This window comes from Amycolatopsis orientalis, assembly GCF_000943515.2.
In the GTDB taxonomy this organism is placed as follows: domain Bacteria; phylum Actinomycetota; class Actinomycetes; order Mycobacteriales; family Pseudonocardiaceae; genus Amycolatopsis; species Amycolatopsis orientalis.
On record NZ_CP016174.1, the window covers coordinates 8,480,150 to 8,505,630 of the forward strand.

21 protein-coding genes are annotated in these 25,481 nt (G+C 67.6%); 7 read left to right on the forward strand and 14 right to left on the reverse strand.

Features of this window, described 5'->3' with window-relative positions:
- Positions 1 to 39: 39 nt before the first annotated feature.
- The 9 genes from SD37_RS36910 to SD37_RS36950 form a co-directional block, all read right to left on the reverse strand.
- Positions 40 to 1,323: a thymidine phosphorylase gene (locus tag SD37_RS36910; protein ID WP_044854476.1), complete on the reverse strand. Its 1,284-nt coding sequence runs from the start codon at positions 1,321 to 1,323 to the stop codon at positions 40 to 42.
- Positions 1,320 to 1,709: a cytidine deaminase gene (locus SD37_RS36915; RefSeq protein ID WP_044854475.1), complete on the reverse strand. Its 390-nt coding sequence runs from the start codon at positions 1,707 to 1,709 to the stop codon at positions 1,320 to 1,322. Before SD37_RS36915 ends, SD37_RS36910 begins: the two co-directional genes overlap by 4 nt.
- A gap of 1 nt (position 1,710) precedes the next feature.
- Entirely contained in the window at positions 1,711 to 2,985 is a 1,275-nt protein-coding gene (locus SD37_RS36920; RefSeq protein ID WP_044854474.1) for an ABC transporter permease, read from the reverse strand.
- Positions 2,982 to 4,079 carry an ABC transporter permease gene (locus tag SD37_RS36925; protein ID WP_044854473.1) on the reverse strand — a complete coding sequence of 366 codons (1,098 nt, stop codon included), beginning with the start codon at positions 4,077 to 4,079 and terminating at the stop codon, positions 2,982 to 2,984. Before SD37_RS36925 ends, SD37_RS36920 begins: the two co-directional genes overlap by 4 nt.
- The gene (locus tag SD37_RS36930) at positions 4,076 to 5,656 is read right to left on the reverse strand and encodes an ABC transporter ATP-binding protein (RefSeq protein WP_044854472.1); all 1,581 of its coding nucleotides are present in this window, start codon (positions 5,654 to 5,656) and stop codon (positions 4,076 to 4,078) included. Before SD37_RS36930 ends, SD37_RS36925 begins: the two co-directional genes overlap by 4 nt.
- Before the next feature lie 81 nt (positions 5,657 to 5,737).
- The gene (locus tag SD37_RS36935) at positions 5,738 to 6,877 is read right to left on the reverse strand and encodes a BMP family lipoprotein (protein WP_044854471.1); all 1,140 of its coding nucleotides are present in this window, start codon (positions 6,875 to 6,877) and stop codon (positions 5,738 to 5,740) included.
- 267 nt (positions 6,878 to 7,144) lie between these two features.
- A complete protein-coding gene (locus SD37_RS36940; protein WP_472239499.1) occupies positions 7,145 to 9,130 on the reverse strand; it encodes an NPCBM/NEW2 domain-containing protein in 1,986 nt (661 codons plus the stop codon).
- An 11-nt stretch (positions 9,131 to 9,141) separates the two neighbouring features.
- A complete protein-coding gene (locus tag SD37_RS36945; protein ID WP_044854469.1) occupies positions 9,142 to 9,900 on the reverse strand; it encodes a hypothetical protein in 759 nt (252 codons plus the stop codon).
- A gap of 2 nt (positions 9,901 to 9,902) precedes the next feature.
- On the reverse strand, positions 9,903 to 12,740 hold the full coding sequence (locus SD37_RS36950; RefSeq protein WP_044854468.1) for a glycosyl hydrolase family 95 catalytic domain-containing protein: 2,838 nt from the start codon (positions 12,738 to 12,740) through the stop codon (positions 9,903 to 9,905).
- 430 nt (positions 12,741 to 13,170) lie between these two features.
- On the opposite strand from SD37_RS36950, the gene sdhC reads away from it, so the two are divergent.
- Genes sdhC through SD37_RS36970 form a run of 4 tightly spaced genes read left to right on the forward strand, consistent with a single transcriptional unit; the run spans position 13,171 to position 16,595 of the window.
- The gene (gene sdhC, locus SD37_RS36955) at positions 13,171 to 13,620 is read left to right on the forward strand and encodes a succinate dehydrogenase, cytochrome b556 subunit (protein ID WP_083255186.1); all 450 of its coding nucleotides are present in this window, start codon (positions 13,171 to 13,173) and stop codon (positions 13,618 to 13,620) included.
- Between the two features lie 2 nt (positions 13,621 to 13,622).
- Positions 13,623 to 14,042, forward strand: a complete 420-nt coding sequence (locus tag SD37_RS36960) for a succinate dehydrogenase hydrophobic membrane anchor subunit (RefSeq protein ID WP_037315751.1) — start codon at positions 13,623 to 13,625, stop codon at positions 14,040 to 14,042.
- 28 nt (positions 14,043 to 14,070) lie between these two features.
- The gene (sdhA, locus tag SD37_RS36965) at positions 14,071 to 15,825 is read left to right on the forward strand and encodes a succinate dehydrogenase flavoprotein subunit (protein WP_044854467.1); all 1,755 of its coding nucleotides are present in this window, start codon (positions 14,071 to 14,073) and stop codon (positions 15,823 to 15,825) included.
- The gene (locus SD37_RS36970; protein WP_037315745.1) at positions 15,825 to 16,595 is read left to right on the forward strand and encodes a succinate dehydrogenase iron-sulfur subunit; all 771 of its coding nucleotides are present in this window, start codon (positions 15,825 to 15,827) and stop codon (positions 16,593 to 16,595) included. Before sdhA ends, SD37_RS36970 begins: the two co-directional genes overlap by 1 nt.
- 71 nt (positions 16,596 to 16,666) lie before the next feature.
- Here the strand turns inward: SD37_RS36970 and SD37_RS36975 are convergent, their stop codons facing one another.
- Positions 16,667 to 17,884, reverse strand: a complete 1,218-nt coding sequence (locus SD37_RS36975; RefSeq protein WP_236725203.1) for a M14 family zinc carboxypeptidase — start codon at positions 17,882 to 17,884, stop codon at positions 16,667 to 16,669.
- A 162-nt stretch (positions 17,885 to 18,046) separates the two neighbouring features.
- Here SD37_RS36975 and SD37_RS36980 point away from each other — a divergent pair, with 162 nt between their 5' ends.
- Positions 18,047 to 18,964, forward strand: coding sequence for a hypothetical protein (locus SD37_RS36980; protein ID WP_044854465.1), 918 nt, complete (start codon positions 18,047 to 18,049; stop codon positions 18,962 to 18,964).
- 372 nt (positions 18,965 to 19,336) lie between these two features.
- Here SD37_RS36980 and SD37_RS36985 read toward each other — a convergent pair whose 3' ends face one another.
- Both SD37_RS36985 and SD37_RS36990 read right to left on the reverse strand, forming a co-directional pair.
- On the reverse strand, positions 19,337 to 20,752 hold the full coding sequence (locus SD37_RS36985) for a S8 family peptidase (RefSeq protein ID WP_044854464.1): 1,416 nt from the start codon (positions 20,750 to 20,752) through the stop codon (positions 19,337 to 19,339).
- A 78-nt stretch (positions 20,753 to 20,830) separates the two neighbouring features.
- Positions 20,831 to 21,085 (reverse strand): SCO4848 family membrane protein, encoded by a 255-nt coding sequence (locus tag SD37_RS36990; protein ID WP_145926819.1) that lies wholly within the window; start codon positions 21,083 to 21,085, stop codon positions 20,831 to 20,833.
- Positions 21,086 to 21,128: 43 nt separating this feature from the next.
- Between SD37_RS36990 and SD37_RS36995 the strand changes: the two genes are divergently transcribed.
- Positions 21,129 to 22,367: a D-alanyl-D-alanine carboxypeptidase family protein gene (locus SD37_RS36995; protein WP_044854462.1), complete on the forward strand. Its 1,239-nt coding sequence runs from the start codon at positions 21,129 to 21,131 to the stop codon at positions 22,365 to 22,367.
- Positions 22,368 to 22,418: 51 nt separating this feature from the next.
- Here SD37_RS36995 and SD37_RS37000 read toward each other — a convergent pair whose 3' ends face one another.
- Both SD37_RS37000 and trpS read right to left on the reverse strand, forming a co-directional pair.
- Positions 22,419 to 23,441 (reverse strand): YhjD/YihY/BrkB family envelope integrity protein, encoded by a 1,023-nt coding sequence (locus SD37_RS37000; RefSeq protein WP_044854461.1) that lies wholly within the window; start codon positions 23,439 to 23,441, stop codon positions 22,419 to 22,421.
- A 41-nt stretch (positions 23,442 to 23,482) separates the two neighbouring features.
- A complete protein-coding gene (gene trpS / locus SD37_RS37005; protein WP_044854460.1) occupies positions 23,483 to 24,502 on the reverse strand; it encodes a tryptophan--tRNA ligase in 1,020 nt (339 codons plus the stop codon).
- Positions 24,503 to 24,666: 164 nt separating this feature from the next.
- Between trpS and SD37_RS37010 the strand changes: the two genes are divergently transcribed.
- Entirely contained in the window at positions 24,667 to 25,413 is a 747-nt protein-coding gene (locus SD37_RS37010; protein WP_044854459.1) for a S1 family peptidase, read from the forward strand.
- The last annotated feature ends 68 nt before the right edge of the window (positions 25,414 to 25,481 follow it).

Consider the following 25,481-nt stretch of genomic DNA (forward strand, 5'->3'; position numbering starts at 1 on the left):
GGAGCGAGCAGCGGAGCGCGGTTAGCGGGCTAAACGCGATCAGGAGGGGCGCACGGTCTCCAGGACGAGCGGAGCGGAGGCCAGGGCCTCGGAGCCGACCGAGTAGGCGTCAGCGAGCGCGGCGAGCGCCGCCGGCACGGCGTCCGGGGTGTCCGTGTGCAGCTCCAGGAGGGGCTGCCCGGCCTTGACCTCGTCGCCCGGTTTCGCCAGGCACAGCACACCCGCCGCGGCCTGCACCGGATCCTCCTTGCGCGCCCGCCCGGCGCCGAGCCGCCACGCGGCGACCCCGACCGAGTAAGCGTCCAGAGACGTCAGGACACCATCCGCGGGCGCCGAGACGACGTGGACGTGCTTAGGCCGCGGCAGAGCGGCCTCCGGATTCCCGCCCTGCGCGGCGATCATCCGGCACCACGTCTCGTAGGCCTTCCCCGACGCGAGCACCGCCGCCGGGTCCACTTCGGGCAGACCGGCCAGCGCCAGCATCTCCCTGGCCAAAGCCACGGTCAGCTCGACGACGTCGGCGGGACCACCGCCGCGCAGCACCTCGACCGACTCCGCGACCTCGATCGCGTTCCCGACGGCATAGCCCAACGGCACGTTCATGTCCGTGATCAGCGCCGTCGTCGCGACGCCGTGCGCCGTCCCGATCTCCACCAGCGTCCGCGCGAGTTCACGGGCCTGCGGAAGCGTCTTCATGAACGCGCCCGACCCGGTCTTCACGTCGAGGACCAGCCCGGCCGCACCTTCGGCGATCTTCTTGCTCATGATCGAGCTGGCGATCAGCGGAATCGACTCCACCGTCGACGTCACATCCCGCAGTGCGTACAGCTTCTTGTCGGCGGGAGCCAGCCCGGACGTCGCCGCGCAGACCACCGCGCCGACGTCTTCGAGTTGACGCATGATCTCCGAAGTCGACAAAGCGGCACGCCAGCCCGGGATCGACTCCAGTTTGTCCAGCGTCCCGCCGGTGTGCCCGAGCCCGCGCCCCGACAGCTGCGGCACGGCGGCCCCGCACGCCGCGACGAGCGGCGCCAGCGGCAGCGTGATCTTGTCGCCGACCCCGCCCGTCGAATGCTTGTCGATCGTCGGACGGCTGACCTTCAGCTCCAGCCGTTCCCCCGACGAGATCATCGCGCCGGTCCAGCGCGCGATCTCATCGGAGTCCATGCCGCGCAGGAAGATGGCCATCGCGAGCGCGGCCATCTGCTCTTCGGCGATCTCGCCGCGCGTGTACGCGTCGATCGTCCAGTCGATCTGCTCGTCGGAGAGCCGTCCGCCGTCCCGCTTCGCGCGGATGACGTCGACAGCGGCGAACGCGCTCATGGCAGATCGTCCGGTCCGAACGCGTCCGGCAGGACCGCGGACATCGGCAGGATGCCGCTGGGGGTGTCCACGAGGCAGTCGGCTCCGCCGTGCTCGAACAGGATCTGACGACAGCGGCCGCACGGCATCAGCAGATCGCCTTCACCGCTGCGGCACGCGACGGCGACGAGCCTGCCGCCGCCGGTCAGCCGCAGCTGGCCGGCCATCGTGCATTCCGCGCACATTCCCAAGCCGTACGAAGCGTTTTCGACGTTGCAGCCGACCACGATCCGGCCGTCGTCCACCACACCCGCGACACCGACGTGCAAACCCGAGTACGGCGCGTACGCCGACTTCGCCACCTCGACGGCTTGAGCCCGCAGGGCTTCCCAGTCGTACTCCGCCATGTCAGTCCTCACCTCGCCGGTAGAGAGCGCCGTCCGCCTTGGGCGGCCGCAGCCGCTGCGAAGCCACCGCCAGCACGATCAGCGTCACGAAGTGCGCGGTGTACGGGATGAGGTCGCTGGGCAGGTCGTCGTTGGTCCAGTAGATCGCGTACAGCAGGGCCGCGCCGAAGACGCCGAGCGCGGCGGCGATCCACTGACGGCGGAACAGCTGCACGGCCACGATCACGGCCAGCAGGATCACCGCGCCGTACAGCAGCGCGAGCACCGCGGTGCCGCCACCGGCGAGCTGGAGCCCGTCCGCGTACCCGAACAGCGCCGCGCCGCCGAGGAGGCCGCCCGGCCGCCAGTTGCCGAAGATCATCGCCGCCAGGCCGATGTACCCGCGGTTGTTGGTCTGGTTCTCCAGGTAGTCCGCACCGCCGGCGAGCAGCACCAGCGACGCGCCACCCATTCCGGCGAGCCCGCCGGAGATGATCATGGCGACGTACTTGTGCAGATAGACGTTCACGCCGAGGGATTCGGCCGCGACCGGGTTCTCACCGCAGGACCGCAGGCGCAGCCCGAACCGCGTCCGCCACAGCACGAGGTAGCTGATCGGGACCAGCGCGATCGCGATCATCGTCAGCGGCGCGACCTCGGTGACCAGGCCATTGAGGATCCCGGCGAGGTCGGAGATGAAGACGCGCTGCATCTTCTCCAGATCCGACAACCAGTCCGAGAGGAACGTCGCCGAGTAGGTGTCGAACTTCGGGACCGGCGGCGACTGGCGCGGGTTGCCCGAAAGCGGGGTGAACACCAGGTTCGCCAGGTACTTCGCGACGCCGAGACCGAGCAGGTTGATCGCCACACCGGAGACGATGTGGTTGACGTTGAAGGTCACCGTCGCGACGGCGTGCAGCAGACCGCCGAGCGCGCCGAACACGATCGCCGAGATCAGCCCGGCCCAGACCCCGCCGTGGTACGCGCCCCACGCCGCACCCCAGGTGCCGAGGATCATCATGCCTTCGAGGCCGATGTTGATCACGCCGGCGCGTTCGGCCCAGAGGCCGCCGAGCGCGCACAGCAGGATCGGCAGGGCCAGCCGCAGCGCGGTGTGCGCGGTGTTGGTCGAGGTCAGCGTGTTGACGCCGGTGGCGTACGACGCGATCGCGAGCACCCCGACCGCCAGCAGCCCCCAGATGGCGCCCTTGAGCCAGCCGGGGATGCGGCGCTTCGGCTGCTTCACCGGCATGGTGGTGCCGCCGGTGTTGGGCGATAGAACGTCCGCGGTGGTCACACCGCACCTCCCTCGGACACGCTGGAACCCTTGCGGCCGTTACCCGCCAGCGCGCGACCCACGCGGCGTTGTTCGGCGGCCAGGTCGGCGCGGCGCACGATCTCGTACGCGATGACGACCGACAGCACGATCACGCCCTGCATGATCGTGGCGATCTCTTTGGACACGTTGATCTGCTCCAGCGACACCGCGGACCGGTCGAGGAACGCCCACAGGAGGGCGCCCAGCGCGATCCCGGCCGGGTGGTTGCGCCCGAGCAGGGCGACCGCGATCCCGGTGAAGCCGTACATCTGGGTCGACGTGATGCCGTAGGTGAAGTCGCGGCCGAGCAGTTCCGGCATCGCGACCAGACCGGCGACACCGCCGGAAAGCAGCATCGCGATCAGCGTCATCTTCTTGGCGTTGACCCCGCCCGCCGCGGCGGCCGTCGTCGACTCGCCGCTGGCCTTCAGTTCGAAGCCGAACCGGGTCCGGTTGAGCATGAACCAGTAGGCCGCGCCGATCAGCGCCGCGATGATCACGAAGCCGAACAGCTCACCGGACCCGATCGGGATACTGGGGATCCGGCCCGTCTCGGCGATCTCGCGGGTGGCGATGTTGTTGCCGGTCTGCACGCCGAACTGGTCCGCGTTGACCAGGAACGCCACGATGCCGCCGACGATCGCGTTCAGCATGATCGTCGAGATGACCTCGGAAACCCCGCGGGTCACCTTCAGCACCGCGGGGATGGCCGCGTAGAGCATGCCGCTGGCGACCGCGACGAGCAGGATCGCGACCACGTGGATCACCGGGGGCAGTTGCAGTGCCCCGCCGATGATGGCGGTGACGATGGCGGCGAACCGGTACTGGCCCTCGACCCCGATGTTGAAGAGGTTCATCTGGAAGCCGATGGCCACCGCGAGCCCCGACAGGTAGTACACCGTCGCGAGGTTCACCGTGTCGACGGCGGTCGAGCCCTTGAAGAGCTGCCCGATCATCGTGCCGTAGGCCTGCAGCGGGTCCGCGCCCGAGATGATCAGCGCGATGGCGGTCAGGATGACCGCGAACACGATCGCGAGCAGAGGCGGCAGCAGCCTCGTACGCCAGGAACTCACGCTGCACCGTCCTCTTCGGAGTCTTCGGAGGCACCCGTCATCGCGGAGCCCAGTTGCTGCGGGGTCACGGTCGCGGGGTCGGCTTGGCCGACCAGCCGTCCGCGCAGCATGACCTGAATGGTGTCGGAAAGCCCGATCAGCTCGTCGAGGTCTGCCGAGACCAGCAGGACGGCCAGCCCGGCCGCGCGGGCCTGGCGGATCTGTTCCCAGATCAGCGCCTGCGCGCCGACGTCGACGCCGCGCGTCGGATGCGACGCGATCAGCAGCACGGGGTTCCCGGAAAGCTCGCGCCCGACGATCAGCTTCTGCTGGTTGCCACCGGAAAGCGCGGCGGCCGGGACGTCGATGCCCGGCGTGCGGACGTCGTACTCCTCGACGATGCGCCGGGTGTCCTCCCGCGCGCCGTCGATGTCGAGCAACTGTCCTTTCGCGACCGGCTCGCGCGTCTGGTAGCCGAGGATCCGGTTGACCCACAAGGGTTGCCTGAGCAGGAGACTGTGCCGCGTGCGGTCTTCGGCGATGTAGCCGATCCCGGCCTCGCGGCGGGCGAGCGTCCCCAGCTTGTGCAGTTCGACGGTCTCGCCGTCGGCCCCGGTCAGCTCGATCCGGCCGCCGCCCTTGCGCATGCCCATGATCGTCTCGACGAGTTCGGTCTGGCCGTTGCCCTCGACACCGGCGATCCCGAGCACCTCACCCGCGTGCACGGTGAAGGAGATGTGGTCGAGCACGTTCCGCTCGGAACCCTCGACACTCAGGCAGACGTCGTCCAAGCGGAGGACGTCCCGGTCGGTGACCGTGGACTCGCGGGTCTCGGGGCTGGGCAGCTCCGAGCCGACCATCATCTCGGCCAGCTGGCGCGAGGTGATCGTCTTCGGATCGGCCGTGCCGACCGTGGTGCCGCGGCGGATCACGGTGACCGTGTCGGCGATCGCGCGCACCTCGTCGAGCTTGTGCGAGATGAAGAGGAAGGTGAAGCCGTCCTTCTGCATGGCGCGGACGGTCTCGAACAGCGCGTCGACCTCCTGCGGCACGAGCACCGCGGTGGGCTCGTCGAGGATGATGATCCGCGCGCCGCGGTAGAGCACCTTGACGATCTCCACCCGCTGGCGGTCGGCGACGCCGAGTTCCTCCAGCAGCGCGTCCGGGCGGACGTGCAGGCCGACCTGTTCGGCGAACTTCGCCAGCTTGGCCCTGGCGGCACGGCCGATCCCGTGCAGGTTCTCCGCGCCGAGGAAGACGTTCTCCCCGACGGTCAGGTTGTCGGCCAGCATGAAGTGCTGGTGGACCATCCCGATACCGGCCTTGATGGCGTCCTGCGGGTTGCGCAGTTTCACCGGTTCGCCGTTGATCGCGATGTCGCCCTCGTCCGGCTGCTGCATGCCGTAGAGGATCTTCATCAGGGTCGATTTGCCCGCGCCGTTTTCGCCGCAGACTGCGTGCACCTCGCCCTTGGCGACGGTGAGGTTGACGTCGGAGTTGGCGACGACACCGGGGAATCGCTTCGTGATCCCGGTCAGCTGCACGGCCGGTTCACCCCGGTCGGGGGCGTCGGTGACCTCGGCCTGGGGAGCGCTCATGAAAAGCCATCCAGTTCTGGGTAAACAGGTTGGGGCTCGGAAGGGCTGGTCGCCCTCCCGAGCCCCGCTGCAAACGAGAGCTTACTTCTGCGGCTTGTCCGAAACGGTGATCGCCCCGGAGACAATCTGCGCCTTGTAGCCTTCGAGCACGTCCTTGATGTCGTCGATCTTGCCGCCGGAGGTGGCGTAACCGATGCCGTCGACCTTGAGGTCGAACCGCTTCGGCAGCGACGTCAGGTCACCCTTCGCCAGTGCGCGCAGGTAGTCGAACACCGCCACGTCGACGCGCTTGAGCATCGAGGTGATGATGACGTCCTTCGACGCCTCGACCGTCTTCTGGTTGTACTGGTCGGAGTCGACGCCGATGGCCATCGCGTTGTTGGACTTGGCCGCCTCGAAAACGCCCTTACCGGAGGCACCGGCGGCGTGGTAGACGACGTCCGCGCCCTTGGCGATCTGGGCGGCGGCCTTCACGTTGCCCTTCGCCGGGTCCTGGAACCCGGAGAAGTCACCGGCCGGGGTGAGGTACTCGTCTTCGATCTTGGCCTTGCTCGAAGCGGCCTTCACACCCTGGAGGAAGCCGGCCTCGAACTTCTGGATCAGCGGCGTGTTGACCCCGCCGACGAAGCCGACGTGGCACTTCTTCGACTTGTAGGCGGCGGCGACACCGGCCAGGAACGAGCCCTGCTCCTCGGCGAACACCAGCGGGGTGACGTTCGGCGCCTTGACCGAGTCGTCGTCGACGATGGCGAACTGGGTGTTCGGGTACTTCGGCGCGATGGCACCGACGGCCTTGGCGTAGGCGAAGCCGACCGCGATGACCGGGCTGAAGCCCTGCGAGGCGAGCTGGTCGAGACGCTGCGACTTCGCGGCCTCGTCCTCGGTCGCGGCGGCGGTGCTTTCGGTGACCGACGTGACGCCGAGTTCGGCCTTGGCCTTGTCGGTGCCGGCGGCGGCGGAGTCGTTGAACGACGCGTCACCACGACCGCCGACGTCGAAGGCCAGCGCGACCTTGAGCTTGCTGCCGTCGACCTTCTCGCCAGCCTGGCTGGTGCTCGTCGAGGCGGCGGCCGCGGCGGGCGGCTTCGGCGCGGTGACGCAGCTGGCGGACTGGTCCCCCGTGCTCGCGTTGTTGTTGTTCCCCGCTCCGGAATCCTTCGCGCACCCAGCCAGTACCAGAGCACCGGCCATGGCAGCGGCGGCCAGCGCGGTTCCACGCATGCGACGCAACGTGTGTCTCCCTCCCCGCTGATCCAGCGGATGGTCCGAAGAAACGACCCGGCACTACTGCCGGGTTCGACCGAGGAACGGTACCTAACGGCCGCTTAGCCGCCATAGGAAAGGCACGCTACGTAACACAAACGTTTACTCCTGAGTCGTACGCGCGACGAATGGAGTACTTACGGTGATCAAGACGGAGTACTCGCGGGAAGGCCCCCATCCCTCGATCGAGCCGAAGCATGGGGGCCTTCACGCGCTGTTCAGGGGCTATGCGCAGGTGAGCAGCGGAGACGCCCAGTCACCCCGGTCGTACTGCACGCCGTCGCCACCGTCGGTGAGCACGAGCCGGAGGTACCGGGCGCCGGTCAAGCCGACCTTCAGGGTCGTCGCGGGATCCGCCCAGGTCTTCAGCCCGGAATCCGCGGCCTTGGTCCCGTCCGCGTAAATCTCGAAAGTGGCCGAACCGAGTTTCGTGGCCGGTTCCTTCTCGTCGTCGATCCCGACGTCGACGCTGAACTCCGAACAGCGGCCGCCGAGGTAGAACACCACTTCGGCGCTCGCGTGCGTCCCGAGGCCCTTGGCGTACCTCGTCCCGTCGATGGTCAGCGGCTTGCCGTCGCGGGCCGGGATCCCGCCGTTCGACAGGTCCTTCTCGACGGGTCCGTACCCGTTCCGCTCCGCGGCCCAGGCGACGTCGCTGGCCCAGACCCGGCCGGACGGCGGCGCCGCGGGCACCGTCACCGGCGAGTCCGTGGCTCTCGTGACCTTGCCGAAGCCCACCGTCCAGTAGCCGATCTCGCTGGTCAGCACGGCCTTGGTACCCGCCGAGCCCGGTGGCGGGGTGAGCCGCCACCGGCCGATCGCGGATTCCCCGGTCGTCAGGAGCCCGCGACGTGGCCCGGCCACCGGTTCGGCCTTCCACCCGGACGGCGCCTTCAGCGAGACCTCCGGGGCGAACACCGGGACGCGGGCCTCGTTCGTCGCCCGGACCGCGACCTCGACCGGTTCACCCGGCGGGAGGAGGTCGCCCGGAACACCGGGTACCGGACGGCTCAGTTCGAGTCCGCCGCTGACCAGCGGTTCGTGCCGGAACCAGTCGCCACCGGCCTTGACCCGGTAGAGGGCCGTCTCGTGCGGGCCCACCACCGCCGAGATCCGGCCCGCCGTCTGCAGGTCCCGACGGGCCCACAGATCGCGCGCGGTGTACCCGGCCGCGGGCGGCAGCCCGACTTCTCGCGCGTCGGCCGAGATCGTCGCGTTCGCGGAGTTCTCGTTGAACAGCGCCACCGCGACGTCGCCGTTCGCCAGCGGCTTCGCGAACACCCACTTCCCGTCCGCGTTGGAGAGCACCTTCGCCTGGACGCCCTTGCGGTCCTGGTCGATCGCGATGATCTCCTCGTTGCGCAGGATGTCGAAATGCTCGGCGGACACCTTCCGCAGGTCCGCGCCGATCAGCAGCGGCGCGGCCATCATCGACCACAGCGCGAAATGCGTCCTGTACTCCGCCGTGGTCATGCCGCCGTTGCCGACTTCGAGCATGTCCGGATCGTTCCACCGGCCTGGCCCGGCGTAGGCGTCCAGCGGCGCGTTCTGCTTCATCAGCTGGAGCATGCGCGCCCAGTTGTCCTTGATGTCACCGGTGGTCCGCCACAGATGCCCGACGCCGGCGCCCCATTCCCACGGCTTGTTCTCGCCCCACTCGCAGATCGAGAACACGATCGGGCGGCCGGTCTTCTTCAGCGCGTCCCGCATCTTCGTGTACCGCTCCAGCGCGGGACGGCCCTGGTTGTTGCAGTTGTCGTACTTGAGGTAGTCGACGCCCCAATCGGCGAACGTCCGCGCGTCCACCTCTTCGTGGTCGAGCCCGCCCGGCATCGTCTTGGCGCAGGTCACCGTGCCGGCGCTGGTGTAGATGCCGAACTTGAGGCCCTTCGAGTGCACGTAGTCGGCGAGTGCCTTGATACCACCCGGAAACCGAGTCTTGTGCGCCTGCAGCCTGCCCTCGGCGTCGCGCTGCGGCTCCGCCCAGCAGTCGTCGACGTTGACGTATTCGTAGCCCGCGGCCTTGAGCCCTCGCGAGACGAAGATGTCCGCCGTGTCGCGGATCAGTTTCTCGTCGACCTCGCAGCCGGTCGTGTTCCAGTTGTTGAACCCCATCGGCGGGGTCAGCGCCAGTCCGTCGGGCAGCGCCCGCGCTTCGGGCGCCGTCACCAGCCCGAGCAGGACGACGGCGGCCATCATCAGTGCTCTCACGTCGTCGCCCCTCAGACGAGCTGGTAGGACTTCAGGCCGCGGATGTTCTGGTGGCAGTTCTTGAGGCCGTCCGAGTTCAGGCTCCGGTAGATCCCCCACTTCGGCCGCAGATAGTTCTTGTCCCGCCACAGATCCGCCGGCTTCCGGACGTCGGCGACGGTCTTGGAACCGTCCTTGACCACGCAGCGCAGATATCCGCTGTGCGAGGCCTTGAACTCCCAGGACACGTCGATCCACTTGTTCTGCAGCGGCGCGTAATCGGTGAGGTCCGCCTCCGCCCCCGAGTCACCGGCGATGGTCAGGACGCCCTTGCCGCCCTTCAGCCGCGGCGTGAGAGTCCACTGTGGAGCGCCGACGTCGGAGACCTTCATCTGGAACAGGTGGGTGAAGGCCGTCGTCGCGGTCAGTTCGGTGGGCCAGTAGGCCTGATAGGAGATACGCCAGGTCTCGTTCTGCAGGATCTTGTAGGTCGTGTCGCCCTTGCGCATCCCCTTCGCCTCGTTGCGCTGCCGGTCGGTCGAGGTGTCGACGTCGCGGGTGTGCATGTCGAAACGCCAGTGGTCGCCCTCGGGATAGATGTGCTTGACGCCGGGATGCGATCCGGCGCGGTCGTCTTCCAGCCCCTCGAACGCGCGCAAGCCGTCTTTCGCCGGGTCGGGACTCCACCTCAAGGTCCAGGCGGCCGCCTCCGCCGTCCCGGTGCCGAACGCGGCCGCGCCGAGCAGGCCCGCGCCCAGGACGAGCGCGGTCCGCCGATCGAGGTTCTCCATGGCTACTTTCCCTTCTCTAAGGTGACCGCGAAAACGTGCGGTCGCGGGGTGGCGGCGGAAGGGAGCGTGACCGACACGACCTCGCGTGCGGGGTCGAGCGGGACGCGCTGATGGAAGATCGCGAGCTTCACGGACTGGACACCGGCCCGCGCATGCAGCTGATTCGTCGTGATGGCCTCGCTTTCGCCGAACGCGGCGGCGGCACGCCATCCGGTGAGCCGAAGCGGGACCTCGGCCGATCCGTCCACATAGGACACCTTCAGCGTGGTGACGGCGTTGCCGGTGTCGGCCGCCCCGAGCACATGCAGAGTGGCGTACTTCCCGGCGGGTAAAGGGATCGTCGCGCCGACGACGTTGTTCGGCGTGCCCTCGCTTCCGTTGACGAACAGGAACGGGACACCGTCGTCGGTGACCTGCCCGGTCTGCGGCAGCTGCGCGGCGGGATAGGTGTTCCCGCCGCCGTCGAAATCGCCGTCCCCGAGGTAGAACTCGCTCGTGACGCCGTCGGAGTTCAGCACCGCGGCGAGATCCACCGGGACGAGGTCACCGGCGGGCGGCAGCGCGGGAAGCCCCCACGGCGGCGCGGGCACGGAGACCGGGACCGGCGCGATCGTCGTGTCCGGCCGCTTTCCCCGGGGATAGACCAGCACCTCGTGGCCGCGCGCGAGTTCGATGGTGACCGTGCCGTCGGGCCGCTGCCGCCAGTTCCGCGCGCCTTCGACCTCGAGCTTTCCCGGTATCGACGGCCTGAGTTTCAGCGGCTCGCCCGCCAGGCTCCGGACGCGGACGAATTTCGTGACCCCGCCCTCGCGCACCGCGCTGACCTGGAACGCGCCCTGGGTGAGGAAATCGTGCAAGGTGACGTCACGCCAGATCGCGGGGAGGGCCGGGAAGATCCGGATCGTGTCGCCCCAGCTCTGGCACAGCATGTCGTGGATCGCTTGCGCGGCGGACAACGGCGTCTCGATGACCGGACCGGCTTCGTAGTACATGGTGTTGGGCTGCGCGAACCGCGTGACGAACGCGCGCAGATGGTTCAGCGCGTCGTCGCCGCGCCCCAGCGCCGCGGAAAGCGAGGCGGCCCCGGTGAAGCTGAACCCGCGCAGCGCGCCTTCGAAGCTGATCCAATGCGCCAGCGACTTCGAGATCAGCTCCGCCTGCGCGGGATTGTCGACGTTGAGCAGGTACAACGGGTAGGCCGCGAGGAGATGCGAGTAGTGGCGGTGCGATTTGGCGAACGGGACGCCGGTGCCGACCATCAAACCGTGTTCGTCGACGGGGAAGTCCACCAGCTTGTCGAGCACTTCCCGCCATTTCGGCGCCAGCGGATCGTCGATCCGCAACGTCTTCGCCGCGTCTAGCAGGGTCCGGCAGCTCCAGCGGATCAGCGCGAGGTCGTAATGGCAGTCGGGCGCGCGGCCGTACTCGGGTGAGAACGTCGGCGGCAGATGCAGCCTTCCGTCGGCACCGGGCGCCAGGAAGTGCAGGTAGTAGTTCATCGCCTTGCGCAGCACCGGGAACAGGACGTCGCGCAGGATCGCCACGTCCATGGTGTGGCGGTAGCTCAGCCAGACGTTGTGCAGCAGCCACGGCAGGTCGCCGATCTCGGCGTCCGCGTCCGGCCCCGGCACGCCGACGAATCCGGCGTCGGCGAACCGCGCGTCCGCGCTGCGCCGCAGGCCCATCGAGTCGGCACGGTACTCGGGCCGGAGGCCGTCGATCAGCGTCTGCCGGTTCTTGGCGATGGTGCGCGGGATCGGGTCGAGTTCGAGGTGGTTCGAGCCGTGCACGGGCCAGTATTCGAGCTGGGCGTTGAGGTTGTACCAGACCGACGGCCACGGAGTCGGCTCCAGCCAAGGCCCGGTGGTGGCCATGATCGGCGCTTCCGCGCGCGCGGCGGACGCCAGTTTGTACAGCTGGATCCAGTAGAAGCCCTGAAGCTTCGAGTCCGGAATGGACAGAAAGCCGCGACGGTAGAAGGAATGCCACCAGCGCCGGTGAGTCCCCGCCAGAGCGTCCACAGTGGACACCCCGCCGACGACGGACCGCGCCTTTCCCTCGGCCTCCGTGCCCGGATGGCTGTGCGACGTCGACAGGAAAAGCGTCTTGCCACCGTGCCCGGCGCGGCGCACCCGGTAGGCCGTCGCGTTCTGCCCACCGGCGACGAGCGGCTGGACGACCACGGTGAGGTCACCCTCGGCACGGGTCACCGGCGGCGGGTTCGGCTCGAAGCCTTTCGGTGGCTGCTCGCGGACGATGCGCTGGCTCACCGCGGGGACCGGCGCGAAAGTGAGCCCGAACCCTCGCTCCCCCGCGCTCGGGGCGACGTCCACCACCAGCAGGTCTCGTGTGCCGTGCACGAACGCGCGGATCTCCAGCGTGCCCTTGTCCGTGGTCACGGTCCCGCTGAGTTCGGCGTTCCAGAGGTCGAGCCGCAGCCGGGCGCCGGTGAGTTCACCCACTGGTGTGAGCAGCACCTTCCCGATCGGGAGCCGCGCGACACCCCACTCGTTGCCGAAGGCCGGCCGATGGTCCTGGGATTCGCTGTGGTCGACGGTGAATTTGAGCGCGCCCTGGTCGCGATAAACCTGCGTGCCCACGAAACCGTTGCCCAGGAACGGCCCCTCGTACCAGGTGCGCGGCAGCCGCTCCCAGCACGGATCCTGCCCGGCGAGGAACCGCGACCACTCCGCGTCCGTGCCCATTCCGTGACAAAGGGCCCTGGCCTCGGAGAAGGCCGGAGAAGCGGCGGAAGTCGCCGGGCGAAGCGCTCCTAAGAGGACTCCGGCGGCCGCGCCGCCGAGCAGGTCGCGTCGTGGGAAGCCGGCGGGCTGGCCCATGGTCACCCCATCGTGAACTCGGCCGAATGATCGGATGTCTGTCCGGCTTGAACATAAGATATGGCATATGACTCGTCAACGATTCGCAGAGATGACGACTCATTCGGCCGATTCTGTCGAGCGAGCGTGGATGTACCACTCAGAGAGATCCGATGTCCGGCCGCTCAGATGGAGGTGATCAGGGCGTCGATGACGAATCCGGACGGATCAGCCACCCCCGCTCGCGACGGGGTGTGATGTCTGGTCCATCACACAGACGAACCCGGAGGTGAGCCCACCGTGAGGTCCGGGTCTAGCATCTTTTTCATCCACGCTCGATGACCATGATCTCGGCACCGTCGCCGGAGCCGTCCCCAGTGGACGTCCCGGCGGCAGGCGCGGAAACCAGCGGTCAGCGGGCCCAAGCCATGACGTTGGAGGCCGTTCACCGATGTCCACCACGGCTACGCCCAGCACCGCCACTGAGGCAGGTGCGAGCGCCTCCGCGGGTGCCTCACGCCGGCAAGGGACGTTCTACCGGGGCGACCCCGGTATGTGGTCCTGGGTGCTGCACCGCATCACCGGCGTGCTGACATTCTTCTTCCTCTTCGTGCACGTCCTCGACACCGCGCTCGTGCGCGTGTCGCCCGACACGTACAACGAGGTCATCGAGACCTACAAGACCCCGCTGGTCAACCTCCTCGAGGTCGGCCTGGTCGGCGCGGTGCTGTTCCACGCGCTCAACGGCATCCGGGTCATGCTGGTCGACTTCTGGGAGAAGGGACCGAAGTTCCAGAAGCCGATGCTCTGGACCATCCTGGCCATCTGGGTCGTGGTGATGATTCCCGGTGCCTTCTTCATGATGAAGCGCACCGTCGAGACGCTCTTCGGGGGGAACTGACCATGGCATCCGAAGTTCTCGCACTCGACAAGCCGCGCTCCCCGAAGCGCCCCGCCGCCCGCCGGAGCAACTTCGAGCTCTACAGCTGGCTGTTCATGCGCATCTCGGGCCTCGCCCTGATCGTGCTGGTGCTCGGCCACCTGTTCATCATGAACATCCTCGACGGCGGTGTGCACCGCATCAACTGGGGCTTCGTCGCCGGCCGCTGGGCCTCGCCGTTCTGGCAGTTCTGGGACCTGTCGATGCTGTGGCTCGCCGAAATCCACGGCGGCAACGGGCTGCGCACGATCATCGACGACTACGCCCGCAAGGACAGCACCCGGTTCTGGCTGAAGATCGTGCTCTACGTCTCGATGGTGCTGATCCTCGCCGTCGGCACGATGGTGATCTTCACCTTCGATCCCGGTATCTCGGCCAACTGACGCCCACCACACGTTAAGCGGAGTCCTCATGCAGTTCCACAAGTACGACGTGGTGATCGTCGGCGCCGGTGGCGCCGGGATGCGCGCGGCCATCGAGTCCGGCCAGCGTGCCCGCACCGCGGTCCTCACCAAGCTCTACCCGACGCGTTCGCACACCGGCGCCGCCCAGGGCGGTATGTGCGCCGCGCTGGCGAACGTCGAAGAGGACAACTGGGAGTGGCACACCTTCGACACGATCAAGGGCGGCGACTACCTGGTCGACCAGGACGCCGCCGAGATCATGGCGAAGGAAGCCATCGACGCGGTCCTCGACCTCGAGAAGATGGGCCTGCCGTTCAACCGGACGCCCGAGGGCAAGATCGACCAGCGCCGCTTCGGCGGGCACACCCGTGACCACGGCAAGGCCGCGGTGCGCCGCGCCTGCTACGCCGCGGACCGCACCGGGCACATGATCCTGCAGACGCTGTACCAGAACTGCGTCAAGCACGGCACCGAGTTCTTCAACGAGTTCTACGTGCTCGACCTGGTGCTGACCCCGGACGAGGACGGCAACCCGGTCGCCTCCGGCGTCGTCGCCTACGAGCTGGCGACCGGTGAACTGCACGTCTTCCAGGCGAAGTCGATCGTGTTCGCCACCGGCGGCGCGGGCAAGATCTTCAAGACGACGTCGAACGCGCACACCCTCACCGGTGACGGCCTCGGCATCATCTTCCGCAAGGGCCTGCCGCTGGAGGACATGGAGTTCTTCCAGTTCCACCCGACAGGTCTCGCCGGGCTCGGCATCCTCATCTCCGAAGCCGTCCGCGGCGAGGGCGGCATCCTCCGCAACGCCGACGGCGAGCGCTTCATGGAGCGCTACGCCCCCACCATCAAGGACCTCGCGCCGCGCGACATCGTCGCCCGGTCGATGGTGCAGGAAGTGCTGCAGGGCCGCGGTTGCGGGCCGAACAAGGACTACGTCGTCCTCGACGTCACGCACATCCCCGAGGAGACCCTGAACGCGAAACTCCCGGACATCATGGAGTTCTCGCGGACGTACCTGGGTGTCGACCCGGTCACCGAACCGGTGCCGGTGTTCCCGACCTGCCACTACGTGATGGGCGGCATCCCGACCAACGTCCACGGCGAGGCGTTGCGGGACAACGAGAACGTCATCCCCGGCCTGTACGCCGCGGGTGAGGTGGCGTGCGTGTCCGTGCACGGCTCGAACCGGCTCGGCACCAACTCGCTGCTGGACATCAACGTCTTCGGCCGTCGCGCCGGCATCGCCGCCGCCGAATACGCGCTGGCACACGAGCACGTCGACCTGCCGGAGAACCCGACCAAGGTCGTCGAGGACCAGCTGTCGCTGCTGCTGTCGGAGCACGGTGACGAGCGCGTCGCCGACATCCGCACCGAGCTGCAGCGGACGATGGACTCGCACGCTTCGGTGTACCGCACGGAGGACACGCTGAAGCAGGCGCTGACCGACGTGCAGTCGCTGAAGGAGCGGTACAGCCGCATCACCGTGTCGGACAAGGGGAAGCGGTACAACACCGACGTCCTCGAGGCCGTCGAGCTGGGCTTCCTGCTCGAACTCGCCGAAGTCCTGGTCGTCGGCGCCCTGGCGCGCAAGGAATCCCGCGGCGGGCACGCGCGCGAGGACTACCCGAACCGCGACGACACGAACTTCATGCGGCACACCATGGCCTACAAGCAGGGTTCTGAGCTGTCCGCCGACATCCGACTGGACTACAAGCCGGTGACCTTCACCCGCTACGAACCGATGGAGCGGAAGTACTGATGACCACGGCCACCCCCGAGAAGTCGGAGGCCGTGTCCTCCGACCACACGCCGATCACCGTCACACTGAAGATCCTGCGGTTCAACCCCGAGGTCGACACCGAGCCGCACTGGGAGTCCTACGACGTCCCGGCGCAGCGCACCGACAGGCTGCTGAACCTGCTCTTCTACGTGAAGGACTACATCGACGGGACGTTCTCGTTCCGGCGCTCGTGCGCGCACGGCGTCTGCGGTTCCGACGCGATGCAGATCAACGGCATCAACCGGCTGGCGTGCAAGGTCCTGATGAAGGACCTGCTGGAGACCGGCGGCAAGAAGACCGTCATCACCATCGCGCCGATCAAGGGCCTGACGACGCTCAAGGACCTTTACGTCGACATGGACCCGTTCTTCGAGGCCTACCGTGCGGTGAAGCCGTACCTGATCGCCTACGGGAACGAGCCCACGCGCGAGCGGATCCAGTCGCAGGCCGACCGCGACCGGTTCGACGACACGACCAAGTGCATCCTGTGCGCCTGCTGCACGTCCTCGTGCCCGGTGTACTGGAACGACGGCTCGTACTTCGGCCCGGCCGCGATCGTCAACGCGCACCGGTTCATCTTCGACTCGCGTGACGAAGGCGCCGAAGAGCGGCTCGACATCCTGAACGACTCCGAGGGTGTCTGGCGCTGCCGGACGACGTTCAACTGCACCGACGCCTGCCCCCGCGGCATCCAGGTGACCAAGGCGATCCAAGAAGTCAAGCGCGCCCTCCTCTTCAAGCGCGTCTAACGCTTCTGCGCTCTGTCCGTGAAGGCCTCCTTCCCTACTCTCAAGGTAGGGAAGGAGGCTTTCACGGCGTTCTACTCCAGAACGCGGGCCAGAGCGGCGGAGTCAGCGGTGCCCGGCAGCAGGTCGAAAGCCTCCGGGTCGATATAGCCGACAGCGCCCGTACTCACGTCCCGCAGCATGTTGTACAGCCCGGCCATCACCGCGCGCGTGAACCGCTCGCGGTGCTCTTGCCCGAGTGTCTGCGTCTGCCCGCGCACCTCGAACAGCACCGTTCCCGTCCCGTTCAAGGCGAACGAACAGCGCGCCTGCCCGGGAAGGTCACGATCGGCCGCGTGCGGATACCGCGCCCCCACGAACCCGCGCGACGTCATCCCGTTGAACCCACTGATCGCCAGCTGCCGCGATTCGTCCTTTGTGTACACGTCGCGATACTTCGCGTACTTCTGGCCGGGCTCGAAGAACTTGTCGGGCAGCGGCGGATAATCTATGCCGACGTCAAGGAGCCGGTTGCTGCCTTCCTGCCGCACGCACGCGCCCTGATGGTGCAGATCGACGTAGACGTCAGGCACCTTTCCCCGCTGCCTGGTCAGCTCGACGTACACCGACCGCAGCGCCCGCGCCTCGGGCGTGATGAACCAGCCCGGCTGATCCGGCGCACCAGGGAAGTCCTCCGCACGCGGGACGTAGTTCAGGTCCGGATTGAAGTCGCGGTTGACGTCGAATCCAGGACGCTTCCGGTAGTCGTCACCCTGGAGGACGTCGCTGAGGTAGTTCCAGGCGGGCGGCCGGTCCTTCAGTTGTGGGAACTTCTGCTGCACTTCGGCCCATGACAGGTCGTTGCCGCGCCGGTCGAGTTCGGCACCGTCCGGGTTCAACTTCGGGACCGCGACGAAGGTGATGGTCTTCCGCAGCCGCTCGGCGTCCCGCGACTCCGATGTACCGAGGTAGTCGAGAATGCGCAGAAGCGCGTCGGTGCCGGTCTTCTCGTTCCCATGGATCTCGCTGGACACCACGAAGACCTTCGGCCCGGTCCCGACGGTCGCCTGATGAATCACCCGGCCACGATTGGACCGCCCAACCTCCTTGACCGCCACCCGCCCCTTGCTCACTCGCTCCAGCCTGCCGAGTTCCCGCACCATTTCGCGGTAGTCGGTGAACTCGGTGATCGGCAGCTCTCTCGGCTCCTCACTGCAAGGGGCCACCGGAGCCGCCACCGCGGCGGGCGTGCTGACAAGCGGGAGCATCGCCAGCCCCACCATCACGGGAACCAACCGACCGGACACCGACATCGTGAACTCCCCACTGTCGAAGGTGTTCACAACGTAGCGAGTCGGGCGCGGTCGCGAATCCGGCGAAAGTGGTCTTGCCGCCGAGTAAGAACATTGGAAACAGTGCGTGACTGAGTTAGCCTGGAGAGTCACCAAGCCGGGCGGTCGAGGGGCGGCGAGGCGATGACAGCAGGTTCGGAGCTGCGTGCGCTCCTTTCGCAGCGACTCGTGCCTTTGATCGCGGAAATCGAAGAACTGGTTTACAAGCACGGCTATATCCGAGTCTTCGGAAGTACGGTGACGCTGCTCGGCACGGTCGGGTTGCTCGGCCAGATATTCGGTATCGCCTGGCTTCGAACGGTCTTCGCCACGGCGGCCGGAGCCTTGTTCGTAGTTGCCGCGCTGGTTTCCTTCGCCGGAACGCAACGACAGCGCAACAAACTAGTCAACGTTGAGACCATTCTCCACGATTACGCCGACAGCATGCACACGGATTCACCGATAGTCCTCCGCGAGTGGCGGCAAGAAACCATCGTCGAGAACAACGGCGACGTTTACTGCAAACGGAACATAATCCTGAACGCCGCATCGAACGGCAAGCCGAGATACGTGTCGCTCAAGATGGTCTACTACGGAATCACTCCGTTGACCGCGAGAGCGAAGCGACGCATCTCCTGCAAGGCGTACCACGCGAGGCCTGAAAGTGCTTCCGAGCGCACCCGCGCCAAGGCCACTTCGGTCTGGAAGAACTCGAAGAGCGGCAAACCCCGGCTGGACATCTACGTCCACTTGGGGAACCGCGTCGAGGACGGGGATCTGGTGACCGTCGAGTGGTGGTGGCCGAAGATGTCGGCGGATCTGATGAACGGCTTGGAGCCCGAGGGGTTCGACGTGGCCTTCGACAAGAAGGTCTGCAAGTTCACCCACCGAGTCGTCTTCCGTAACGTGTCGAACCCCTCGGCGCTCACCGTGCGCAACCAAGGGGCTCGCAATTTCAAGAAGAAGGTGCGGAACAACGACGTGATCGTGGAGTTCTCCGCTCGCGAGCCCCGGCTGAACGAGCCGATGGGCTTCATCGCGGACTACACGCGCGACGGCTGAAGCTCCGGCACGAGTCCAGGTGAGCTCCTGACCTCATACCGGAGCAAGGCGGTGGCTAGTTGCCACCCGTCTCGGAACCGCCGGTCATCGTGTATCCATTCAGGAGGTTGAACTGTTCATCCCCATCAAGCGATGCGGAAGTGGGCACCTTAACGCAGCCCACTCGAATCCTGCTCGGCACCTCACCCCATAGTGCTTCACCCAAGAAGCTTACCTCCTCAGGAGGTCGCGGAGAGCGAAATCCAAGCCCGCCGCCACGCGATCGGGTGGTCACCAGTCGAATCTTCCTTTCTGGCAAGCCGCGGTATTCCGACACGAATGATTCGGGGCCGGCCCACGAACGCGGACCGGCCCCGAAGACACTTCAGCGAACTACTTCACCGCGTCCAGGGCGTTGACGCGGCCGTGCCCGTAGTACGAGTTGTCCTTCTCCGGGCCTTCACAGACCGGCGCAGCGGTGCCGCACGCGATCGGGTCGGCCTGGTGCTCCAGCAGCCAGGTCAGCAGCCGCGGCGGAGCGTGGCGGTAGCGGGACGCCAGCAGCGCGGCGACACCGGCAGCGTGGGGGGACGCCATCGAGGTGCCGCACTTGGTGCCGTAGCCGCCGTTGAAGATCGTCGACAGCGGGCAGCCGGCGCCCTGGCCGGTCGGCGGCAGCTGAGCGCGGTCGCCGCCGGGGGCGGTCACCTCGATCTGGCCGGCGCCGAAGTTGCTGTAGGACGACTTCGTGCCCGCGTAGCCGATGGCCGAAACGGTCACGACGCCTTCGATCGCCTTCGGCAGGATGCCGCAGCTCGAGTCGACGGGGTGCGGGCGGTTCGGGTCGGTGGTCTGCTTGGTGACGTCGAAGCCGCTGTTGCCGGCGGCGGCGACGTTCAGCACGCCCCGGCCGGTCGAGTAGACCACCGCGCGGCGGACGGCCTCGTACGCGGCCGCGTCGCCCGGCTCCTTCGAGCAGTAGAACATGCCCGGGTCGATGTAGTAGCTGTTGTTCGTGACCGGGAAGCGGTGCTTCGCCGCCCACATGAACCCGCAGACGGCGGCTTCGGGGAGGATCAGGCCGTCGTCGTTCACGACCTTCACCGACGCAAGTTTGACGCCCGGCGCGATACCGGTGAACCCGCGCGCGGCGTCCTTGCCGGCGATCGTCCCGGCGACGTGCGTGCCGTGGTCGGAGTTGGTGGGCGCCCAGGCGGCGGGGGTGGTGTCGGGCGCGCCCGAGTTGCAGCCGGCGGACACCGACGGGTCCAGCGCGGCCTTCAGCGCGGGGTGGGTGGGCTCGATGCCCGAGTCCAGCACGCCGACGGTCACCGAGCTGCTGCCACCGGAGATCTTGTTCGCCTCGGGAGCCTGGATCGCCCGCATGTCCCACTGCTGGGCCGACAGGTCCTCTTCGACGGCGACGCTGGTGGTCTCTTCGGTCTCCTTGGTGTCGACCACGGCGGAGCGGGTCGCCCTGGCGGTGGCCGCCGGCGGGAACGCGACGTCACGACCGCCCGAGTAGGCGCGGAAGACGCCGATCTTCGCCTGGAAGTCGGCGTTGCGCGAGGTCGCCACGGCGACCCCGATCTCCGGGTAGTACGCGACCTTCTCGCCGCACTTGGCGCGCAGCTCGCTGTCGACCTTGCGTTCCGGGGTGCGCGGGTTGTAGAGCACCACGTAGTTGAACGGCGCGCTCGCGGTGTCGCACTGCGGTGCCGGCGCGGCGCTCGCCGACGGGGCCGCGAACACACTTCCCGCCGCCGCCGCGACGAGCGCGGGGACGAGCAGGCGTCTGATCCGGGACATTCCACCTCCATGATTCGGTGGAGTGAACGTAGGCGAGCCGATGCCCGGCCACCACCGTCAAAAGGACGACAAACCTGATCAGGCGTCAGCCTTTTCCGCAGCCTGTGACTTGGCGCCACGGAGCGTGCGCAGACCGATCAGGCCGATGATGGTGCCGAGCACGAACGAGACGACCGTCAGCACCGCGTGCACGATGAAGTAGGCGGTGGGCGAGCCGTCGGCGGCCCAGGCGCGGTCGCTGTCCCAGAGGTTCTTGGCGAACGTGATCCAGATGATCCACGACCACACGCCGAAACCCAGCAGGAACATCGAAGTACCTCGCGAAATGCGCATGCCCCTGAGTATGCAGCGAGCCCGGCGACGCTACATTGCTCGGGTGCACAGCGCTATCTCCCGGTCGCTCCTGGTCCTCGTCTCCGGTGTGCTCGCCCTCGCGGTGACGCCGGTGGCCACAGCCGCCCCGAAGCCACCAGCCGAGGCGCAGCCGTGCGCGAACAAAACGGTACCGCCCCCGCCGGTCGACACCTCCGAGAAACCGCGTCCCGGTGCGGCCGCCCCGGCACCGCTGCCGGTCCCGCCCGCCCCGGTGGGCGGCGAACGGATGGCCGAATGCGGGCTGGTGCTCCCCAAACGCGCGCTGAACCCGCCCGAGGGGACCACCGCCGCCTCCTGGGTCCTGCAGGACCTCGAAACCGGCGACATCATCGCGGCGAAGGATCCGCACGCCCGTCAGCGGCCTGCGTCGTTGATCAAGACCCTGCTCGCGCTGGTCGTGGTCACCGAACTGCCGCCACGCAAGGTCGTCGTCCCGACCAAGGAGGACGCCGAACAGGAGTGCACCTGTGTCGGTATCGCCGCCGGCGGTCAGTACACAGTGGACCAACTGCTGCACGGGCTGCTGATGCATTCCGGCAACGACGCGGCGCACGCGCTCTCCACCGTGCTGGGCGGCGTCGACGCGACCGTCGCGAAGATGAACGCCCTCGCCGCCCGCATCGGCGCCACGGACACACGGGCCGCGACGCCGTCCGGACTCGACGGTCCCGGCATGTCGACCTCGGCCTACGACATGAGCCTGATCTTCCACTATGGGATGAAACAGCCGGAATTCGCCCAGGTGGTCAAGACCAAGTCCTTCGAAATCCCGCCCACCGCCGGAAAGCCGGCCATCACGATCTACAACGACAACAAGCTCCTCGGGTCTTATCCCGGGTTCCTCGGCGGGAAGACCGGCTTCACCGACGACTCGCGCCACACCTACGTCGGCGGCGCGCTTCAGAACGGCCACCGGGTGGCGGTCGTGATGCTCCGCGCCGAGCAGCGTCCGACGCGGGTGACCGAACAGGCCGCGAAGCTGCTCGACTACGGCATCGCGCTGCGCGAGGACAAGGCCGAATCGGTCGGGCGGATCGAGTACAAGCCGGCGGACACCGTGGACGCGGGCGCGGCCAAGCCCGCGCCGAACGCCGACGGCGCGTCGAACAGCGGTGCCGCCGTCGCGGCCGAAGACCCGTTCGGCACGGTCGGCTGGATCATCACCCTGGTCGTCTTTCTGATCATCGTGGCGTCGTTCGTCATCGGGCATCAGCGGAAGAAAGCCATGGCCGGCGAGTAGGCACGACGAAGGCCGCCTCTCCGTTCCTTCGGAGAGGCGGCCTTCGTGTTTTCAGGATTTGCGGCGGCCCATCCAGCCCAGCAGCGCCCCGGTCGCGAAGGCGCCGCCGACGGCGCCCAGGCCAGGCCCCTGCTGAACGGTCACCCTCGGGTGGATGGACACCGGTGGCGGCGGCTCGATGACCGTCTTCAGGTTTTCCTTCGCTGTCGCCGTCCACGCGGTGACGAACAACAGGAACCGCGAGACGAGGTTCGCGAACACGAGCAGCCCGATCACCGGCCCGAACAGCGTGAACGCCGGTGATTTCGTGACGCTGCCGAGGTAGAGGGTCGCGGCCTGCTGGAGCACGACGAACCCGACAGCGGCGAACACCGCGCCCTTGACCGCGCTGCGCAGCGCGACGTGCTCGCGGGGCAGCCTCGCGATGACCCACAGGAACACCAGTGTGTTCGCGAGCAGGCCGAGCAGGATCGTCGCGACCTTCAGCAGGAACACCGCCCAGGCCTGCTCCTCCAGGCCGACGAGTTCGAGCAGGAACCGGCCGACGCCACTGCCCGCCGCCGTGAGACCGAACGAGACCACCAGCGCGAGGCCGAGCCCGACCAGCGACAGCAGATCCTTGATCGTCGTCGAAACCAGGGGCAGCTTCTGCTTTTCCTGTCCCCATTGGGCGGTCAGGGCGTCACGCAGGTTCGACATCCAGCCGACACCGGAGTACAGCGCGAGCAGCAGACCGAACACCCCGATGCCGCCGCCGGACTTCAGCGCCGCGCCGATGATGCCGCTGACGAGTTCGCTCAGCCCTTCCGGGACCGACTTCTTGATGCCGTCGATGAGCTGGTTCGTCACCGTCGCGTCGCCGGCGAGCACGATCCCGACGATCGCGAAGGCGACCATCAGGATCGGGATCACCGAAAGCACGCTGAAGTAGGTGATGGCCGCGGCGTAGTGGTTGCCGTAGCGCTCGGTGAAGGCGTCGTTCGCCCGGATGAGGTGATCGAGCCAGCCGTACTTCCGCCTCAACCGGGGTAACAGCTTGTCCTCTTCCGGCTTCGCGCCGTCATCTTTCGCCACCAGTAGACGCTAACCACGCCCAGGGCGACCCGCAACGCGAGCTAGCCCGCCGGGGGAAGGAACCCGATGTTCTCGTAGACGTTCCGCAACGTCACCGAAGCGACTTCCCTGGCCCGTTGCGCACCGAGGGCCAGCGCCTTATCGAGTTCGGCGACATCATCCATATAGGACTGGACGCGTGCCTGGACGGGCGTGACCCACTCGACGAACGCCTCGGCGACGCCCTTCTTCAGGTCGCCGTAACCCTTGCCCTCGTACGAGGTTTCCAGCTCGGCGACGGACTGGTCGGTCAGCGCGGAGAGGATCGTCAGCAGGTTCGAGACGCCCGGCTTGTTCTCGGCGTCGAAAACGATCTCGCGGCCGGTGTCGGTGACCGCCGAGCGCACCTTCTTCGCCGACTTCTTGGGATCTTCGAGCAGCTCGATGAGGCCGTTGCCGGTCGACGAGGACTTGCTCATCTTCGCGGTCGGGTCCTGCAGGTCGTAGATCTTCGCCGTGTCCTTGACGATATGCGGCTCCGGCACGGTGAACGTCTTGCCGTAGCGGTTGTTGAACCGCTGCGCGAGGTTGCGCGTCAGCTCCAGGTGCTGGCGCTGGTCCTCGCCGACGGGGACCTCGTTGGCCTGGTACAGCAAGATGTCCGCGGCCTGCAGGACCGGGTAGGTGAACAGGCCGACACTGGCGCGATCGGTGCCCTGCTTCGCGGCCTTGTCCTTGAACTGCGTCATCCGGCTGGCCTCGCCGAACCCGGTCTGGCACTCCAGCACCCAGCTCAGCTGGGCGTGCTCGGGCACCTGGCTCTGGACGAACAGCGCGCTGCGGGCCGGGTCGACACCGAGCGCGAGCAGCTGCGCGGCCGAGCGGCGCGTGCGATCCCGCAGCACCTTCGGGTCCTGCTCGACGGTGATCGCGTGCAGGTCGACGACCATGTAGAAGGTGTCGTGGGTGTCCTGCAGCCGCACCCATTGCCGCAGCGCACCCAGGTAGTTGCCCAGGTGGAACGAGTCGGCGGTCGGCTGGATCCCGGAGAGCACGCGCGGGCGCTTCAGTTCGTCGGACACGCCCGGATTCTGTCAGGCCGCGCGGTGGCGAGTCATCCGAGGTCGCCCCCGGCCGAACGGTCTAAACGGTTAAACGCCACATACTTCCGACGGTTCTGGGCGGGGAGTCCGATTCCTAGCGTTCATGGCACCGGATCTTCCGGCCACACCGAAGGAGAACCCAGATGAAGGCACGATCCCTGCTGATGGGCTTGGCCATCGCGGCCGCGGCCGTGTTCTCGCTCCCGGGCGTCGCGACCGCGACCGAGCCCACCGGCGGCGTCCAGCCGAACATCGTCGGCGGCGGCAACGCGACCCAGGTCTACTCGTTCATGGTGTCGCAGCAGTCGAGCTCCGGCGGCCACCAGTGTGGTGGCTCACTGATCAGCTCGACCTGGGTGGTCACCGCGAAGCACTGTGGCACGCCGTACCAGGTACGGATCGGGACCACGAACCGCACCAGCGGCGGCACCGTGGCCCGGGTCGCCCAGCGGATCGCCCACCCGAGCGCCGACCTGGCGCTGCTGCGCCTCTCGACGGCGGTTTCGCAGGCGCCGGTCACGATCGCCGACACGTCCGGGGCCGTCGGCACCGCGACGCGGATCATCGGCTGGGGCCAGACCTGCGCCCCGCAGGGTGGCTGTGGCGCCCCGATCACCTTGCAGGAACTGAACACCTCGATCGTCTCCGACAGCCGGTGCCTCGGCATCAACGGTGCCAGCGAGATCTGCACCAACAACCCCAACGGGAACTCGGGCGCCTGCTACGGCGACTCCGGCGGCCCGCAGATCAAGCAGGTCAACGGTGTCTGGCAGCTGATCGGCGCCACGAGCCGCGCCGGGAACAACAGCAGCACCTGCGCGACCGGGCCGTCCATTTACGTCGACGTCCCCTACTTCCGCAGCTGGATCCGCACCAACACCGGAGTCTGATCCGGTTCCCGCGTCGCCCCACCGTCCCCGGGGGCGACGCGGGCCCAGCCGGTTCAGCAAGGAACCGC

Excerpts from the sequence above, each read along its gene's own strand:
- SD37_RS36910 (WP_044854476.1), bottom strand. The coding sequence starts at position 1,323 with ATGAGCGCGTTCGCCGCTGTCGACGTCATCCGCGCGAAGCGGGACGGC.
- SD37_RS36915 (WP_044854475.1), bottom strand. The coding sequence starts at position 1,709 with ATGGCGGAGTACGACTGGGAAGCCCTGCGGGCTCAAGCCGTCGAGGTG.
- SD37_RS36930 (WP_044854472.1), bottom strand. The coding sequence starts at position 5,656 with ATGAGCGCTCCCCAGGCCGAGGTCACCGACGCCCCCGACCGGGGTGAA.
- SD37_RS36935 (WP_044854471.1), bottom strand. The coding sequence starts at position 6,877 with ATGCGTGGAACCGCGCTGGCCGCCGCTGCCATGGCCGGTGCTCTGGTA.
- SD37_RS36945 (WP_044854469.1), bottom strand. The coding sequence starts at position 9,900 with ATGGAGAACCTCGATCGGCGGACCGCGCTCGTCCTGGGCGCGGGCCTG.
- SD37_RS36950 (WP_044854468.1), bottom strand. The coding sequence starts at position 12,740 with ATGGGCCAGCCCGCCGGCTTCCCACGACGCGACCTGCTCGGCGGCGCG.
- sdhC (WP_083255186.1), top strand. The coding sequence starts at position 13,171 with ATGTCCACCACGGCTACGCCCAGCACCGCCACTGAGGCAGGTGCGAGC.
- SD37_RS36960 (WP_037315751.1), top strand. The coding sequence starts at position 13,623 with ATGGCATCCGAAGTTCTCGCACTCGACAAGCCGCGCTCCCCGAAGCGC.
- sdhA (WP_044854467.1), top strand. The coding sequence starts at position 14,071 with ATGCAGTTCCACAAGTACGACGTGGTGATCGTCGGCGCCGGTGGCGCC.
- SD37_RS36970 (WP_037315745.1), top strand. The coding sequence starts at position 15,825 with ATGACCACGGCCACCCCCGAGAAGTCGGAGGCCGTGTCCTCCGACCAC.
- SD37_RS36975 (WP_236725203.1), bottom strand. The coding sequence starts at position 17,884 with ATGTCGGTGTCCGGTCGGTTGGTTCCCGTGATGGTGGGGCTGGCGATG.
- SD37_RS36980 (WP_044854465.1), top strand. The coding sequence starts at position 18,047 with ATGACAGCAGGTTCGGAGCTGCGTGCGCTCCTTTCGCAGCGACTCGTG.
- SD37_RS36985 (WP_044854464.1), bottom strand. The coding sequence starts at position 20,752 with ATGTCCCGGATCAGACGCCTGCTCGTCCCCGCGCTCGTCGCGGCGGCG.
- SD37_RS36990 (WP_145926819.1), bottom strand. The coding sequence starts at position 21,085 with ATGCGCATTTCGCGAGGTACTTCGATGTTCCTGCTGGGTTTCGGCGTG.
- SD37_RS37010 (WP_044854459.1), top strand. The coding sequence starts at position 24,667 with ATGAAGGCACGATCCCTGCTGATGGGCTTGGCCATCGCGGCCGCGGCC.